At 58.7% G+C, this 13968-nt stretch carries 12 protein-coding genes and 1 pseudogene; 4 read left to right on the top strand and 9 right to left on the bottom strand.

Going from position 1 to position 13968, the window contains the following annotated elements; genetic code table 11:
* Window positions 1–303: 303 nt before the first annotated feature.
* Both HMPREF1494_RS11925 and HMPREF1494_RS11930 read left to right on the top strand, forming a co-directional pair.
* Window positions 304–1014, top strand: a pseudogene (locus tag HMPREF1494_RS11925) (PucR family transcriptional regulator ligand-binding domain-containing protein); the annotation flags it as partial.
* Window positions 1015–1092: 78 nt separating this feature from the next.
* Entirely contained in the window at window positions 1093–1377 is a 285-nt protein-coding gene (locus tag HMPREF1494_RS11930) for a helix-turn-helix domain-containing protein (RefSeq protein ID WP_338133658.1), read from the top strand.
* A gap of 45 nt (window positions 1378–1422) precedes the next feature.
* Here the strand turns inward: HMPREF1494_RS11930 and HMPREF1494_RS00310 are convergent, their stop codons facing one another.
* The 6 genes from HMPREF1494_RS00310 to HMPREF1494_RS00335 all read right to left on the bottom strand — a co-directional run bounded on the left by HMPREF1494_RS00310 (window position 1423) and on the right by HMPREF1494_RS00335 (window position 7232).
* Window positions 1423–1794 carry a fluoride efflux transporter FluC gene (locus tag HMPREF1494_RS00310; protein ID WP_034518208.1) on the bottom strand — a complete coding sequence of 124 codons (372 nt, stop codon included), beginning with the start codon at window positions 1792–1794 and terminating at the stop codon, window positions 1423–1425.
* A gap of 1 nt (window position 1795) precedes the next feature.
* Window positions 1796–2218, bottom strand: a complete 423-nt coding sequence (locus tag HMPREF1494_RS00315; RefSeq protein ID WP_034518210.1) for a fluoride efflux transporter FluC — start codon at window positions 2216–2218, stop codon at window positions 1796–1798.
* 33 nt (window positions 2219–2251) lie between these two features.
* Window positions 2252–2857, bottom strand: coding sequence for a PadR family transcriptional regulator (locus HMPREF1494_RS00320; RefSeq protein ID WP_034518213.1), 606 nt, complete (start codon window positions 2855–2857; stop codon window positions 2252–2254).
* An 18-nt stretch (window positions 2858–2875) separates the two neighbouring features.
* Entirely contained in the window at window positions 2876–5866 is a 2991-nt protein-coding gene (locus tag HMPREF1494_RS00325) for an ABC transporter permease (RefSeq protein ID WP_034518215.1), read from the bottom strand.
* 2 nt (window positions 5867–5868) lie between these two features.
* A complete protein-coding gene (locus HMPREF1494_RS00330) occupies window positions 5869–6630 on the bottom strand; it encodes an ABC transporter ATP-binding protein (RefSeq protein WP_034518218.1) in 762 nt (253 codons plus the stop codon).
* A 194-nt stretch (window positions 6631–6824) separates the two neighbouring features.
* Window positions 6825–7232, bottom strand: coding sequence for a cupin domain-containing protein (locus HMPREF1494_RS00335; protein WP_003841865.1), 408 nt, complete (start codon window positions 7230–7232; stop codon window positions 6825–6827).
* A gap of 165 nt (window positions 7233–7397) precedes the next feature.
* Between HMPREF1494_RS00335 and HMPREF1494_RS00340 the strand changes: the two genes are divergently transcribed.
* Window positions 7398–8423, top strand: coding sequence for an aldo/keto reductase (locus tag HMPREF1494_RS00340; protein ID WP_034518224.1), 1026 nt, complete (start codon window positions 7398–7400; stop codon window positions 8421–8423).
* A gap of 23 nt (window positions 8424–8446) precedes the next feature.
* Here HMPREF1494_RS00340 and HMPREF1494_RS00345 read toward each other — a convergent pair whose 3' ends face one another.
* From HMPREF1494_RS00345 to HMPREF1494_RS00355, 3 genes are all read right to left on the bottom strand, one after another.
* Entirely contained in the window at window positions 8447–9787 is a 1341-nt protein-coding gene (locus HMPREF1494_RS00345; RefSeq protein ID WP_034518228.1) for an MATE family efflux transporter, read from the bottom strand.
* A 153-nt stretch (window positions 9788–9940) separates the two neighbouring features.
* Entirely contained in the window at window positions 9941–10966 is a 1026-nt protein-coding gene (locus tag HMPREF1494_RS00350) for a LacI family DNA-binding transcriptional regulator (RefSeq protein WP_034518233.1), read from the bottom strand.
* Between the two features lie 2 nt (window positions 10967–10968).
* The gene (locus HMPREF1494_RS00355; protein ID WP_034518238.1) at window positions 10969–13032 is read right to left on the bottom strand and encodes a glycoside hydrolase family 31 protein; all 2064 of its coding nucleotides are present in this window, start codon (window positions 13030–13032) and stop codon (window positions 10969–10971) included.
* Between the two features lie 185 nt (window positions 13033–13217).
* Here HMPREF1494_RS00355 and HMPREF1494_RS00360 point away from each other — a divergent pair, with 185 nt between their 5' ends.
* Window positions 13218–13886, top strand: coding sequence for a TetR/AcrR family transcriptional regulator (locus tag HMPREF1494_RS00360; protein WP_003840304.1), 669 nt, complete (start codon window positions 13218–13220; stop codon window positions 13884–13886).
* Window positions 13887–13968: the final 82 nt, after the last annotated feature.

Raw genomic sequence — 13968 nt, forward strand, 5'->3', positions numbered from 1 at the left:
AACCGTTTCTCCAGTCATCCAAGCCCAAATTTGGTTGTGCTTGAGCACAATCGATTTGTCGTAACATACGTACGACGCTGAAGAACGGATGAACGATCGGTAAAGAACGGTAATATGGGGCCGATATGATGGTGCTTGGCCGCAGCCATGCGAACGCGATGTCCACGACATCTCGAAACACACTGTAAAAGCTATATTTCGCGGAGATTACACATGACTTTGGAATTATGGGAGCTGATTGAAGGGTGTCCGGACGTCCCTCTTCATCCGGCCGCCGGCGAAGACTGACTCGGTCACCACGTCACTTGGGTACATGTGCTGGAGTCCACTCAGATGATCGATTACCTGGCCGGCGACGAACTGATCCTCGTCACCGGCATCGCCTTGCAGGAGGATGGGGCTCTGCTTAAACACGTCAAGTCCCTGTACGAGCATCGCGCGGCGGGCATCGCCCTCGACATCGGGCATTTCTTTATGGAGCCGCCCGAGGATGTGGTGCTCTTTTGCGAAGAGCACGGCTTCCCACTGTTCACCATTCCGAAAAGCGCGCCGTTCGAAAACATCGCCCGCCCGCTGTGCCGCCGCCTCATCGAGGAGGAGACGAAGGAACGCATGGTGAGCGCCGCGTTCCAGAACGCCATCTCCTTCCCCGACCAGCAGGAACTGTATACGGCGACGCTTTCGGAATTCCATTTCGAAATCGAATGGCGTTATGCCGTGGCAATCGTGCAGGTCGAGAACTATGCGGGCGACCCGTATGTGCGACTGAACCTCATCGCCGCGGAAATCAGGAGATACCTGCACAGGGACGTACGTTTCAGCACCGTATTCAGCGCCTGGAAACAGATTATCGTCGTCATGCACTGCGACGAACCGCAACAGCTGCGTAACTGGGGGCGCGGCATACTGACGATCGTCGAGCACGCGCTGCGCCGGCAGGAGACCGCCTCCATCGGCGTGGGAAAACTTACCAAAAGCATACGCTGCGTCAGCAAAAGCCACCGTCAGGCGGCCTCCATCCTGAAGCTGCAATCGCGGAAAAAGCTGGAGGACCGCATCAATTTCTTCGACGACCTCGGCGCATACCGGGTATTGCTCGGCATCGAGGATCCGGAAATCTCACGGGAATACCACACGCAGATTCTGGGGCCGCTGATCGAATACGACAAGGAATCCGACTCCGACCTGCTGGACGTACTGCGGTGCTATCTCAATCACAACGGCAGCGTGAAAGAGACCGCCGACGAGCTGTTCGTACATCGCAACACGGTGAATTACAAAATCTCCAAGGCCGCGGAAATCCTGTGCATGGACCTGTCCAAGCTTGACAGCAGGCTGCAGCTGTTGCTCGCCTTCATGCTGATGGACATGATGTAGGGTCAGCCATTCACTCTACGATATGCATCCGCCCCTCCCGCCGCATCATTCGACGATCATATAGCCGCAGGCGACGGCAATGACCGGAACGATGACGGACGCCACGAAGTATCCGACGAACGCCGCTATCCTACCGCCGCGCAGCAAGGTGACGGTTTCGTTCATCATGGTTGAGAAGGTCGAGAATCCACCGAGGAAACCGGTGGCGAGCAGCAGACGGGCAGCCTGAGGCACGACGGAACGCGTATACAGGCCGGCGACGATTCCCGCCAGAAAACCGGCTATCACATTGATGACGAATGTGGACATCGGGAATGCCCTATGCCAGCACGCCTTGATATACGAATCACAGACATAACGCGCGGAAGCGCCGAGTCCACCACACAGGCACACCAGAATCGGCAGGAATGCATTCACTTCATGCCCCCTTCCTCGTATTCGCGATATGCGAACCGGTACGGGAGCCCGCATAGGCGAACGCAAATCCGGCAAGGAACGTCACGACGCAGTAGATGGCGGCGCCAGGAGTATCTCCCCCATGCAGCAACGTAAACTGTTCCAAGGCGAGCGTCGACATGGTGGAGAGCCCGCCGCACAGGCCCATGCCGAAACCACGGTTCACGTATTCCTTGGCATTGCCCGTAAGACGCGCGGAACCGCCCAACCATGCGGATAACGTCGCATAGGCGAAGCAGGCGATCATGTTCGCCGTGAACGTGCCGAAGTGAAACGCCCCGTAATCGGCGATGAACGAGCATGCATACCGCAGGCCGGTGCCGATGCATCCGCCGACGAACACCACGCCCATCAGATCCCATCGAATGATGTGTTGTCGTGACATGCCCGCCAGTATAGTCACTTCCACGACCGGGATTCAGCCCTTGTGAACATGCAGGTCAGGCACAGGGAAACGGGACGGTGCCTCCTGCTTGTCATCGACATTTTCGACACTGGTCTGGTTGCGGCGCGCGGCATTGCGCAGCATGGTTTCGTCGAACGTATCCAGCCAGTGCAATTCAGCTTCGGTGGCGAAGATATGATGATCCAGCACTAGGCGCGCCGCAATGTTATCGGCGTCGGTGAGTCGTTTGGCGCGGGTGACGTCATGCAACAGCCGCTGCAGGCAGATACGTTGCCGTTCGATCAACTGATCAAGATCGACCCCCGGCGTGACTGCGGCAAAGGCGAGTTTCATGACCAGCTCATCCCTGCCACGCTGTTCCAGCGTGACCGGTGTCAACCACCATTGCTCAGCTTCCCGACGTCCATCGTCTGTCAGTTTCCACACCACGGCCTCATTGTGTCGTTTCGGCTCCTCCTCGATCAACCCATCCCGATGCAACCGTTGCAGGGTGGTCGAGATCTGCCCCATGTTCAATGGCCAGATCCTTGATGTGGCGCGTTCGAATCCCTGCTTGAGTTGATATGCGGTGGATGGGCTCTGTTCAAGCAACGCCAGCAATGCCTCTCGTATGGCCATATCGTCCTCCTGTTCCCTTTAATCGATGGTACGTCGCGTCAGATTGCGGGGAGGACTGGTTACCAGCCAGGCCGATAGTGATCCCGCCGCAATGACCGTTATGGCAAGCGCAATCTGCAGTTGCCAGCAAGGTACGGTTTCCAGCCATGCACCGTCGATGCCGATACGCCGGTACCACGCAATGTGGTAGCAGCCAAGGGCGAGGCCGGCAATCATGCCTAGCGGCACCCCCGGCAGCAGTATCGTCATCGCCTGCACAAGACCGAGGCGACGTAAAAATCCCGGTGAGGCTCCCACCGCATGCATGGTGGTCATGTCACGGATGGTCTGGGTTCGGGACAATAGCAGCGACACCACCGTGGCCGTCAGGGCAAGCAGGCCAAGCGCCACGATGGGAGCAAGCGTGATTTTCGCACCATCGGCATCCGTCGCCCACTCGTATTGGTACCGTTGACTGGTCATGTTCACCAATGGCATGTCGCTCGTCGCCTTGCGCAACCGCTCGATGGCACTCCATCCATGCACATGGTCCAATGCGGCGATGTCGCCCACATAGCGCAAATTGACGATGCCGAGCTCACGTGCCGTACGCTCGCTCATGGCCAGCGGGTAAAAGCCCTTCATCCATGTCGCCTTGCGGACGGATTGCCTTACGACATGTTCCGAACCGCTGTTCCCGTCATCATCAAGGGTGCGGTGGCTCACCTGCAGGGTGACCGTACCGTCCTCTCGTAATGCCGCCGCATTGCCGACGACCACACCGCCTTCCTCCAAGGTGCGTGCGGCCTGCTCGGCATTCGGGAAACCCGTCATGCGCATCGCATCGGCAGACATGATGATCACGCTGGGATCCATGTTGATCATGGAAAGGCCTGTGTATCCGACCGCCTCGTACGATTTGGACCAGTTCACGCAGTATGGCGTACCGTTCGGGTCGAAGGCGGATGCCATATCCTGCCCATACTGCTGCCGTTCGTTCACCTCGCAATGCAGTTCGGTGGCGAGAAGCGCCTTGACGGTAGGGTATTGTGCGTAGATGTCGTCGTATGCCTTGCCCGTCAGGTTCATCGTGGATTCCGCATCCGGCTGAGCCAAGGCATAGATCGGCTGGTGGTCTTTGAACGATGCGGTATCACCCAGCTTACGTATGCCGTCGGCAACCACCATGCGATCGGTATCGTCGTTCACCGGCACCTCCGCGGACAGAATCACATGGGATTGACCGTGCACAAGTTCCATGCTCCTATCGTTGGCCAGAGTCGAGCCGATCAGCACCATGGCATAGGAGGCCAATGCCATGGTCAGCACGACCGCGATGGTGGCAGGTACGAACCTGCGATGGTGTTCCGCCGAATCACGCAAACCCGTTCGCATGGACAAGGGCAGACTTCGACCGACCGCACCATATATGACGATAAGGCCTTTCACCAGCCGCACCAGGCCAATCATGGCCAGCACGATGGCGGCGACCAACAGCACCAGGGATGTTCCTGAGCCTTCCGGCAACACTCCCGGCGAAGAAACATCCGAAACCTTCACCCGCATGCTCGTCACGGCGCATCCGCAGGCCGCCAGCATAAGCATGGGTCCCGATATCAGCGCAATCTTTCCGGCACCTTTTCCTGCATAACGCTCACGTTCCAGCCCATCGGGCCGGTCCCGCAGCGCATCGACCACATTCATACGTCCTGCACGGCGTGCCGGCATCCATGTGGCGAAGGCTCCGATCAACGTGGACGTCATGACGACCAGCGGGAACAGCCCCCATGGAATCACCTGCGGGATCTCATGAACGTCGACATGTATGACGGAGGGAGCCATCACATATATTCCTCCGATACCGGCCAGCATGCCAATGACACCACCGGCGAATCCCGAACAGACGCCTTGCAGTCCGAACATGTTCCGTACATCGCGTGGCCCGGCACCGCAGGCTGAGGCGAGACCCATCGTGCGACGTGATTGATCGACCGATATCGAGAATGCCGGCGTAACCAGGCATAGCACGAGCGCGACGCCCATGGCCACGGCGACTATGAATCCCACGGCGTACTGCAGTAGCGCCTGGCTATCGATACGCGAGGGATATCGCTCGGAAGCATTCGGGTACCCATCGGTAAGCACATGCCGTGATACCGCCACCGTCTGAAGCAGATTCATCTTCTTGACCTGCCGCCAGGTGATTGGCTTATCGCCGACCACGAGGTAATGTCTGTCCACTCCGGCACCACCGTCGTGGGCGACCATGCCGGACATCCATCCGTCCCGGGCCCAGGCTTTGGAGATGGCGTCATCGGCAACGATGCCACTGATGCGCCAGGCACGCTGTGAATTCTGTATGACTGCGGCTATGCGGCCATTGGTGCTATACGATCCTTGAAAAGGCGGGGCTATCAGTGTAATCGTATCGCCGATGTCGGCTCCGATCCGCGAAGCCAGTCCACTGGTGACGACGATTTCATCGGCATTGCTCGGAACCGTTCCTTCGCTCAGCTTCGGCAGCAGCATACCGAGCGCTTCCGCGCCGGCCTCGCATAGCCGTGCGGTGCCCGTGCCGGATTGTGCCAGGGTGCCGCCGATCGACGAATTCTTCGCCGACTCGACCTGCCCCGGCTGCAGGCCGGTTGCCGTGGCGGCTATGAGCTGTTCGGAATCCCAATACGGCAGCAGCTTGTCCGAGGACGGCACAATACGTTTGAGCTCGTCTTCGCTCGCCGGTTGCTGAGTAATCTCATCCATCCAGATGGACGCTCCCTCAGGGGGTTGTTCGAACGGATTCCCGTCGCGCTTTACCGCGGTTGCGGTGATCACGGCTTGAGCGCCTTCCGGTATGCTTCGCACTGCCCGCTCCCGCATGGGCGGAGCACCCGTCATCAATGTGGCGCCGACGATCAACGCCATCATAGGCAAGGCGATAAGCAGCGTGGAGAACGTCGTCCGAGCACGATGACGGCACATATCACGCCAGGCAAGTCGCAGCACGGATCGAAGGGCGAAGATACGGGCCATGTCTATCGCCCCGATTCCACGGCATCATCGGACTCAAGCATGGCATCGAAATCCGTGGGTCCGGTCTCATCCACGATTCTTCCGTCTCGGATGAACACCGTGCGATCGGACCAAGCGGCATAGCGTGGCTCATGGGTGACCATGAGCACGGCGGCACCGGCGTCGGCACGTGCACGCAGCACTTCGAGAATCTTCAATCCGGTATGGGAGTCCAAAGCCCCGGTCGGCTCGTCGGCCAGCAGAAGCCGCCGTGGACCGACCAAGGCACGGGCGATGGCCACGCGCTGAGCCTGACCGCCCGACATATCCTCCGGCCTGCGGTCGGCGAGATCTTCAACGCCCGCTTCGCGCAATGCCTCCATTGCAGCATCATGAGCCTTCCTCGGCGCCCATCCATCCAGCTCAAGCGGAAACGACACGTTCTCCACTGCACTAAGCGACGGCAGAAGATTGTAATCCTGAAAGACATAGCCGATCAGTCGCCGCCGCAACATGGCCCGCTGCGCCGCATCGAGTTTCGTCAGATCGACGCCGTCGACGAACACGCGCCCTTCCGTAGGCAGGTCGAGCCCGCCGGCGAGATTGAGCAACGTCGATTTTCCCGAGCCCGATGGCCCCATGATGGCAACGAATTCTCCGGCATGCGAGGTGAGATCCGCATGCTCCAGCGACACCACCTTGCTGGCACCCGCTTCATGGACTCGTGACACATCGGCAAATCGCAATACCGGTGCATCTTCGGCATTCGTTCCAAAGCCAGCCATGTCATCCCCTTCCCATGTAGTTACTGAGTAACCTTATCCATAATGTTACTCAGTAACCATCCTGAGAAACGCCGAAGACGATGCGCCGCCATATCCGTGGAGACCGTTCAGGATGATTTCGCCTTGTGCGAAACATGCCTTCCCGAACGGCCTCCACGATGTCAGGGATTACGGTCGAACATGCGGCCAAACGGTCAGTCGAGACGCTCGTATGCCACGGCGTCGACCGGTTCGAGCCACTCGTTGCTCATGGCGGAAGGGTCACCGGCAGGCACCATGAATGCGAGGTGCGAGAACGCCTCACCCGGAGCGGCGCCGTGCCAGTGCTTAGTATCGGCCGGAATGCACACGGCCTGACCCGCCTTGAGCCCCTTCGGCTCCTGCCCGTCGATCTGGTAATAGCCACGTCCGCCTACTGCGATGAGCACCTGCGCGCCACCATGATGGATATGCCAATGATTGCGGCATCCAGGCTCGAAGGTTACGTTGTGGATGGCGATTTCCGGGGCATCAAGCACCGGCGCCAGATAACTTTGTCCAACGAAATACTGTGCGAAACCATCATTCGGATCGCCCATCGGAAATGCACTTGGATTGTTCATACCCCGTATTCAACGCCCATGCAAAAAGAATATCCAATGAGTGTCCGACATGTTCTTCCATAGTTTTTTGCATGGAAACCGATGATAAGCAGGGTATTGGTTTCCTCCGGTCGAACATGATAGCTTCGAATCATACCGTTTCGATCATAAGCAAAGGAGCACGATATGGTAGACATGCGATACGCGCCTCTGGGATGGTCCGGCATTCAGGTCTCCAAGGTCTGCCTCGGCGGTATGAGCTTCGGCGAGGCATCCCCGGATTTCCACCAGTGGACCATCGACCAGGATACCACCGAACGCGTCATCGGCCATGCCATCGACAGCGGCGTCAATTTCATCGACACCGCCAACTGCTATGCGTTCGGCACCTCCGAAACGTACATCGGCCGTGCGCTCAAACGTCTGGGCATCAGTCGCGACAGAGTGGTTTTGGCCAGCAAAGTGTATTTCAACGAAGGGCATCTATCGCAAGAGGCCATCAATCATGAAATCGACGGCACCCTCAAGCGACTTGGCACCGACTATCTGGACCTGTACATCATTCATCGATTCGACTATGGCACACCCATCGAGGAGACCATGGAGGCGCTGGACGCACTCGTCAAAGCCGGCAAGGTACGTGCGCTCGGCGCCAGCGAGATGTACGCCTACCAATTCCACAACATGCAGGTTACGGCGGAAGCGAATGGCTGGACGAAGTTCACCAGCATGCAGTGCCACTACAATCTGCTCTACCGCGAGGACGAACGCGAGATGATTCCGGTCTGCCGCCAGTACGGCGTAGCCCTGACCCCATACTCCCCCATGGCTTCCGGCCACTTGGCAAGACCGAAATGGAATTCGGATTCCAAAAGAAGCATCACGGACAATACGATGCGCAGCAAATATGATCGGGGCATGGAGCAGGATCTGCCGATTATCAGGCGGGTCCACGAAGTCGCCGAGCGCATCGGCGTGCCGATGGCCCGCGTCGCCCTGGCCTGGCATTGGGTCAAAGGCGTGACCGCACCGATTGTCGGCTGCTCGAAACCGGAACGCGTGGATGACGCCATCGCCGCACTTGACCTGCAACTCACCGCCGAGGACATCGACTACATCGAGGAACCATATACCGCACACGAATTGGTGGGCCCTCTGGCCCGCCCCGGCGAGCGCGCCTTGGCCGGCACCCTCGCACCGAAGCGCAGGTAGACCCGTCTTCGTTTTCCGGGCCTTTATTTCGCCTCAAGTACGCCTCGGCGCCTGAGCCATGCGTAGAAGCCGAGGCAGATGAACACGGACAGGAGCGAGCCGGCCGGCGCTGCGATACCCATCGGGAACAAGGTGTGCGGGAACATCTTCGACGCCAGGTATGAACCGGGCACGCGCACCAACGTGATGGCGATGATGTTGTGGATGAATCCGATATACGAACGTCCGCAGGCGGCGAAAAAACCGGAGAAACAGAAATGCACGCCGGCGAAGATCGCGTCGACGATGTAGCTGCGAATGTACTGGACGCCCAGCACGATCACGGTGGCATCGGCGGTGAACAGACCAATGATGAAGCTTGCGGTCAATTCCACGACGACGGAGATGGCGATGCCATACGCCACGGTGATCGCCGTGGCGTATTTGAGCGTTCGTATTGCACGTTCCGGTTTGCCTGCGCCGATGTTCTGCGCGGATATCGCCGAAACGGTGGCAAGCATGGAGGATGGTACGAGGAACAGCATGCTGATCACCTTTTCGACCACGCCGACGGCCGCGGCATCATTGAGACCGCGATAATTGGCGATGACGGTGATGATGATGAACGCGACCTGGATGCAGCCGTCCTGCACCGCGGTCGGCACGCCGATTTTGAGAATGCCGCCAAGCACATCGCGCCGCGGACGCAGATTCGCCGCATGCAGGCGTATGCCCGTTCGCTTGTGCCGGATGGCGGCGAACGCCACGATCACGCTGATGGTCTGCGCGAGTGTGGTGCCGAGCGCCGCACCGGACGGTCCAAGCCGGAAATGGCCCATGAACAGATAGTCAAGCGCGATGTTGCAGACGCAGGCCACCGCGATGAAGTACATGGGGCTTTTCGAGTCGCCCAGACCACGGAAAATCGAACTGATAATGTTGTAGGCGACGATGAACGGAATGCCGATGAAGCAGATTGCCAGGTATTGCGTGGTGCCGCAGACCGCTTCGGCGGGAGTGCCGATAAGCGTGACTATGCCCTGCACGTTGAGCAGCAGCATGGCGGTGAGCACAAGCGCGACGCCAGCAAATAACGTGATGGTGTTGCCGATGGCCTCGGCGGCATCGTCAAGTCGGTTCGCACCTACCGTCCGACCGATGGTCACGGTGGCGCCCATGGCGAGCCCGACGATGACGACGGTGAGCATGTAGAGCACCTGACTGCCATTCGCAACGGCGGTGATGCCATCCACGCCGATGAACTGTCCCGCAATGAACAGGTCGGCCATGCCGTACAACGTCTGCAGAAAATACGACAGCAGGTACGGCAAGGCGAACGTGACGATGGTTTTGAACACGCTGCCGCTGGTCAGATTCTTCTCCATATACCCCTCTTGACCGTCATGGTTTCCAGCAGTCAGACTAACCCCTTCAACAGTCATGCAGTCAATTCGGGCGCCCCTGCATGCCCACTATGTGACACATATTCTCAGCGGCACAGCATGCGGAAATCGCTACGACGCGGCTGATTTCCGCATCTACTCCGCACTGCCTCGTTCGATGATGTGAAAATCGACCGTCACCGATCGCGGCTCGATAATCACTTCCGAATCGGACTCGATCCTGCCGAACAACATATCCAGACTTGCCGCCGCCATATCCTGCGGGCTGACGGACACACTGGTCAATCCGGGGTTAGTGTAGGCGCCATCCTCCAGACCATCGAAGCCGATGACGGCGACATCGTCCGGCACGCTGAGGCCGCATTCGACAAGTGCGCGCATGGCACCGATGGCGATTGGATCCGTGGCGCAGAACACCGCGTCGAAGTCATTGCGCTCACCGAGTACGCGAAGCATGGTTTCGTATCCGGCTTGCCGGTTCCATGCACATGGAATCACATTCTTCGCAAGATTACAGTCCAGCGAGAGTTCGTCCAGCGCCTCGATTGAGCCCTGCAATCGCAACGCCGCGGAGTTCGGCGCCGTCTCAAGCCGCTCGAGCCCGTTGGGCCACAAGCCGAGAAGAAGGATCCGCGAGCGCCCATGCGCATGCAGATGCCGGATGGCTGCCGCGGATCCTTCGAAGCATGGCGTGAACACACAGTCAACGCTTCCCCGAAGTCCGAATCCGTCGATGACCACCAGCGGATGGGTCTTGCCGAATTCGACGATCGGCGCATCCGTGCCACTCGGCCAGCAGATGATGGTACCGTCACACACCTGCATGGCCGCACTGGATAGCATACGTTTTTCGAAGTCGCTGGAGAAGCGGGTTTGCTGCAGTACGGTCTGATAGTCATGACGCTGCGCGATGTCGGAGACGCATGCGGCCAGCTCGGCCGGAAAGATCAGATCGAAATCGGAGATGGTGACGCCGATGATGTGGCTTTTGCCGGAACTCAGTTGTCGTGCCGCCAGATTCGGTCGGTAGCCGAGTTGCGCCGCGGCCGCCCGCACGCGTGCCGCGGTTTCAGGTTTGACAATCGCCTTGCCGCGCATCGCGTTGGAGGCCGTCATGCGGGAGACCCCGGCAAGGCGGGCCACATCATCCAAAGTAGTCATGGTCAGATCATACCGTTCAGCCCATGATCGGCGCCGTTGCGCGCGAATACCGGAATCACATCGAGCGGCGCTTCGACGGTGACGGTCCGCCCACCTTCGTGGCTGTTGCCGTCGTGCAGGTTCATCCAAGTCGTTTCCGGTCCACCCGGCAAATACACTTTACGCGAGCGCACACCGGATTCGGTGACGGGCGCTATCAGGAGATCCGGCCCGAACAGGTATTCGTCGGCGATGTTTGCGGCCTCGTCGTCACCTGGAAAATCGAAGAACAGACCACGCACAAGCGGCTGGCCGCTCTCATGCGCCGCCGCAAACAACTGGCGCGTGTAGGGACGCATGGCCTCGCGCAGGTTGATGTACTTGACCATCAGCCTTTCGATGTCTTCGCCATAGCTCCACGGTTCGTTATCGGCACCGGTGGTGATGTGGTCGATGGGATTGCCGATACGGTCGACGGTCGGCCTGCCTTCGATTTTGGTGTAGGGCACGCGATTGCCGTGGTTTCGCATGACTGGCGAGAAACAGGAGAATTCGCACCAGCGTGCGTACAGCTCCTTGAATTCCTCGTCGTCCAGACCGCCGTAGTTGAAGCCGCCCATGTCGGTGGTGAACCATGGAATGCCGGCCGCGCCCATGTGGATCGCACAGGTGATCTGCGCCTTCAGGTCCTCGAAGGTGGAGTGCACGTCACCCGACCAGATGAGTGATCCGTAACGCTGCGAGCCCGCCCATCCGGCACGCGTGAGGTTCACGATGTCGCCCTCGCGGCCGATGGAACGCTGTCCGTCGTAGAAGGTCTTGTTGTACAGTTGCGGATACACGTTGCCGACCTTGCCCACCGGTCCGATGTGATATAGGTAGTGCGCGTAATCATAGTCACCGCCCCACTCCGGTTCGGCCTCGTCAAGCCAGAAGGCGTCGACGCCGAGATCGGTATAGTTCTTACGGCACAATTCCCATACGAAGTCACGTGCCGCCGGATTGGTGGCGTCGAAGAACTGGTTATCACGCGGCCACCACATGCCCACGTCTTTGCCTTGGCGGGTTTTGGCGAGGTAGTTGTGGTGTCGCATCTCGTCGTAGTTCTCGGATTGCAGGTCGATCTGCGGCCAGATGGAGACCATGAGTCTGATGCCCATTTCGTGCAGCTCGTCGGCCATGGCCTTCGGATCGGGCCAGAATTCCTCGTCGAAGCGGAAGTCGCCCATAAGCGGCCAATGGAAGAAGTCGATGACGATCAGATCGATCGGAATGCGCTTCTTCCTGAAGGTACGCGCCACGTTCAGCAGTTCCTCCTGATTCCAGTAACGCAATTTGCATTGCCAGAAACCGAGACCCCATTCGGGCATGACAGGAGCATGCCCGGTGGCGTCGGCATACTGGTTTTCAATCTGCGCATTGGTGCCGACAGTGATCCAATAGTCGATCTGGTCCGCGACTCCCGCCTTCCATTCGGTGCGGTTGTTGCCGAAGGTCACGGAACCGACCGCCGGATTGTGCCACAGGAATCCGTACCCTTTGCTGGAAATCATAAACGGGATGGACACTTGGGAGTTGCGATGCGCCAGTTCCAAAGTGGAGCCTTTGAGGTCCATGACCGGCTGCTGGTATTCGCCCATGCCGTAGATATGTTCACCCGCGTTCGCTTCGAACATGACGGTGGGCGATTCCGCCCCGTCCATACGCGGATTGTGCGCGCGTGCACGCAGACGCAATGCACCGCCATCAGTGCATTCGCGTAGCAGACTCTCACCGGTTTCGGTGTTGAGGAACGCTAATCGGCAGATGCTGACATCCGCAGACTGTTCATATTGTTCGGCCCGTACCGTTATGAGTCCGTTCGTCAATTCCGCTCGATTGCCATCGATGGCGATCTTCACTTCTTGCGGGTCGGCCTTCGCTTCCAGCAACGCCCAATCGGCATCGATGACAGGCTGCATGAGCCTGGAACGCACGCGCACGCTGTTCGTTCCCCACGGTTCGATACGAAGATATTCGCCGTCGCCGGTCCAGTTCAATGCGTCATCGTCGATGGTGAAAGTAACTCCGGTGTTTTCGCGTGTCATGATGTTGCTCCTTACCAGTCGCACGCACTTCATTGTCACCATAAAATTGTAGCGCTACAATTGTAGCGTTACAATTTTGCGTGTCCCATTCTTCCGCACCTCGGACAATGCCTTCGTCATCAATACCGACCGCTGGTATGTATAATTGTGCCAACATCACCGATCAATCATGTGGCAGGTGGCAGATGGCACGCAACGCACACCCCGAAGTAACACGTCAGCGCATCCTTGACGCCGCACGAACGCTGTTCGCCAGGCAGGGCTACGAGCGCACCTCCATCCAAGACATCATCAACGAACTCGGCGACCTGAGCAAGGGCGCCATCTACCACCACTTCCCCAGTAAGGCCGCCATTCTCTACGCACTTACCGAAGTCGATACCGCACGGGTCAACGCCACCCTACCGCTTGACGACGATTCCCTGAACGGACTGCAGAAGATTCAGCACTGGCTGCTTGCCAACGCCACCGACCAGGAGCACATGCTGCTCATGCGCGATGCGTTTCCCCTGCTTAACGACCCGAAGATGCTGTCCGAAAACCTCAAGTACTGGCGAACCACGAATGCCGACATGTTCCGTCAATGCATCGAAGATGGCATCACGGACGGTTCCATCACCACGCAGTATCCAAGAGAGGCGGCCGAATTACTGGCGTTGCTGTCCAACTATTGGCTCGCACCGATGTTCTATCCAGCCACTACGGACGAATTGAAACACCGCATCCGATGCCTCCTGACCATGCTCACCGCGATCGGACTGCCGCTGTTCGATCCCGATTCCCCCGAAATCGACGCCCTGGCGAAAGGGATCGCCATGCTCAACGCAAAACCGGAGCACATCGCCGAACCATAGTCGCCGCAAACGCCACTCAGCCTATCCTTCGACGCAATGCGTTTCGCCTTCTCATTGATACATACCGTCGGTCGGTATGTAT

Origin of the sequence: Bifidobacterium sp. MSTE12, from assembly GCF_000513015.1 — a bacterium.
Taxonomy (GTDB): Bacteria; Actinomycetota; Actinomycetes; order Actinomycetales; family Bifidobacteriaceae; genus Bifidobacterium; species Bifidobacterium dentium.

What these genes read in the sequence shown, in the direction of transcription:
- HMPREF1494_RS00315 (WP_034518210.1), bottom strand. Translation starts at nt 2,218, where the DNA reads ATGTCACGACAACACATCATTCGATGGGATCTGATGGGCGTGGTGTTC.
- HMPREF1494_RS00320 (WP_034518213.1), bottom strand. Translation starts at nt 2,857, where the DNA reads ATGGCCATACGAGAGGCATTGCTGGCGTTGCTTGAACAGAGCCCATCC.
- HMPREF1494_RS00325 (WP_034518215.1), bottom strand. Translation starts at nt 5,866, where the DNA reads ATGGCCCGTATCTTCGCCCTTCGATCCGTGCTGCGACTTGCCTGGCGT.
- HMPREF1494_RS00330 (WP_034518218.1), bottom strand. Translation starts at nt 6,630, where the DNA reads ATGGCTGGCTTTGGAACGAATGCCGAAGATGCACCGGTATTGCGATTT.
- HMPREF1494_RS00335 (WP_003841865.1), bottom strand. Translation starts at nt 7,232, where the DNA reads ATGAACAATCCAAGTGCATTTCCGATGGGCGATCCGAATGATGGTTTC.
- HMPREF1494_RS00340 (WP_034518224.1), top strand. Translation starts at nt 7,398, where the DNA reads ATGGTAGACATGCGATACGCGCCTCTGGGATGGTCCGGCATTCAGGTC.
- HMPREF1494_RS00345 (WP_034518228.1), bottom strand. Translation starts at nt 9,787, where the DNA reads ATGGAGAAGAATCTGACCAGCGGCAGCGTGTTCAAAACCATCGTCACG.
- HMPREF1494_RS00350 (WP_034518233.1), bottom strand. Translation starts at nt 10,966, where the DNA reads ATGACTACTTTGGATGATGTGGCCCGCCTTGCCGGGGTCTCCCGCATG.
- HMPREF1494_RS00355 (WP_034518238.1), bottom strand. Translation starts at nt 13,032, where the DNA reads ATGACACGCGAAAACACCGGAGTTACTTTCACCATCGACGATGACGCA.
- HMPREF1494_RS00360 (WP_003840304.1), top strand. Translation starts at nt 13,218, where the DNA reads ATGGCACGCAACGCACACCCCGAAGTAACACGTCAGCGCATCCTTGAC.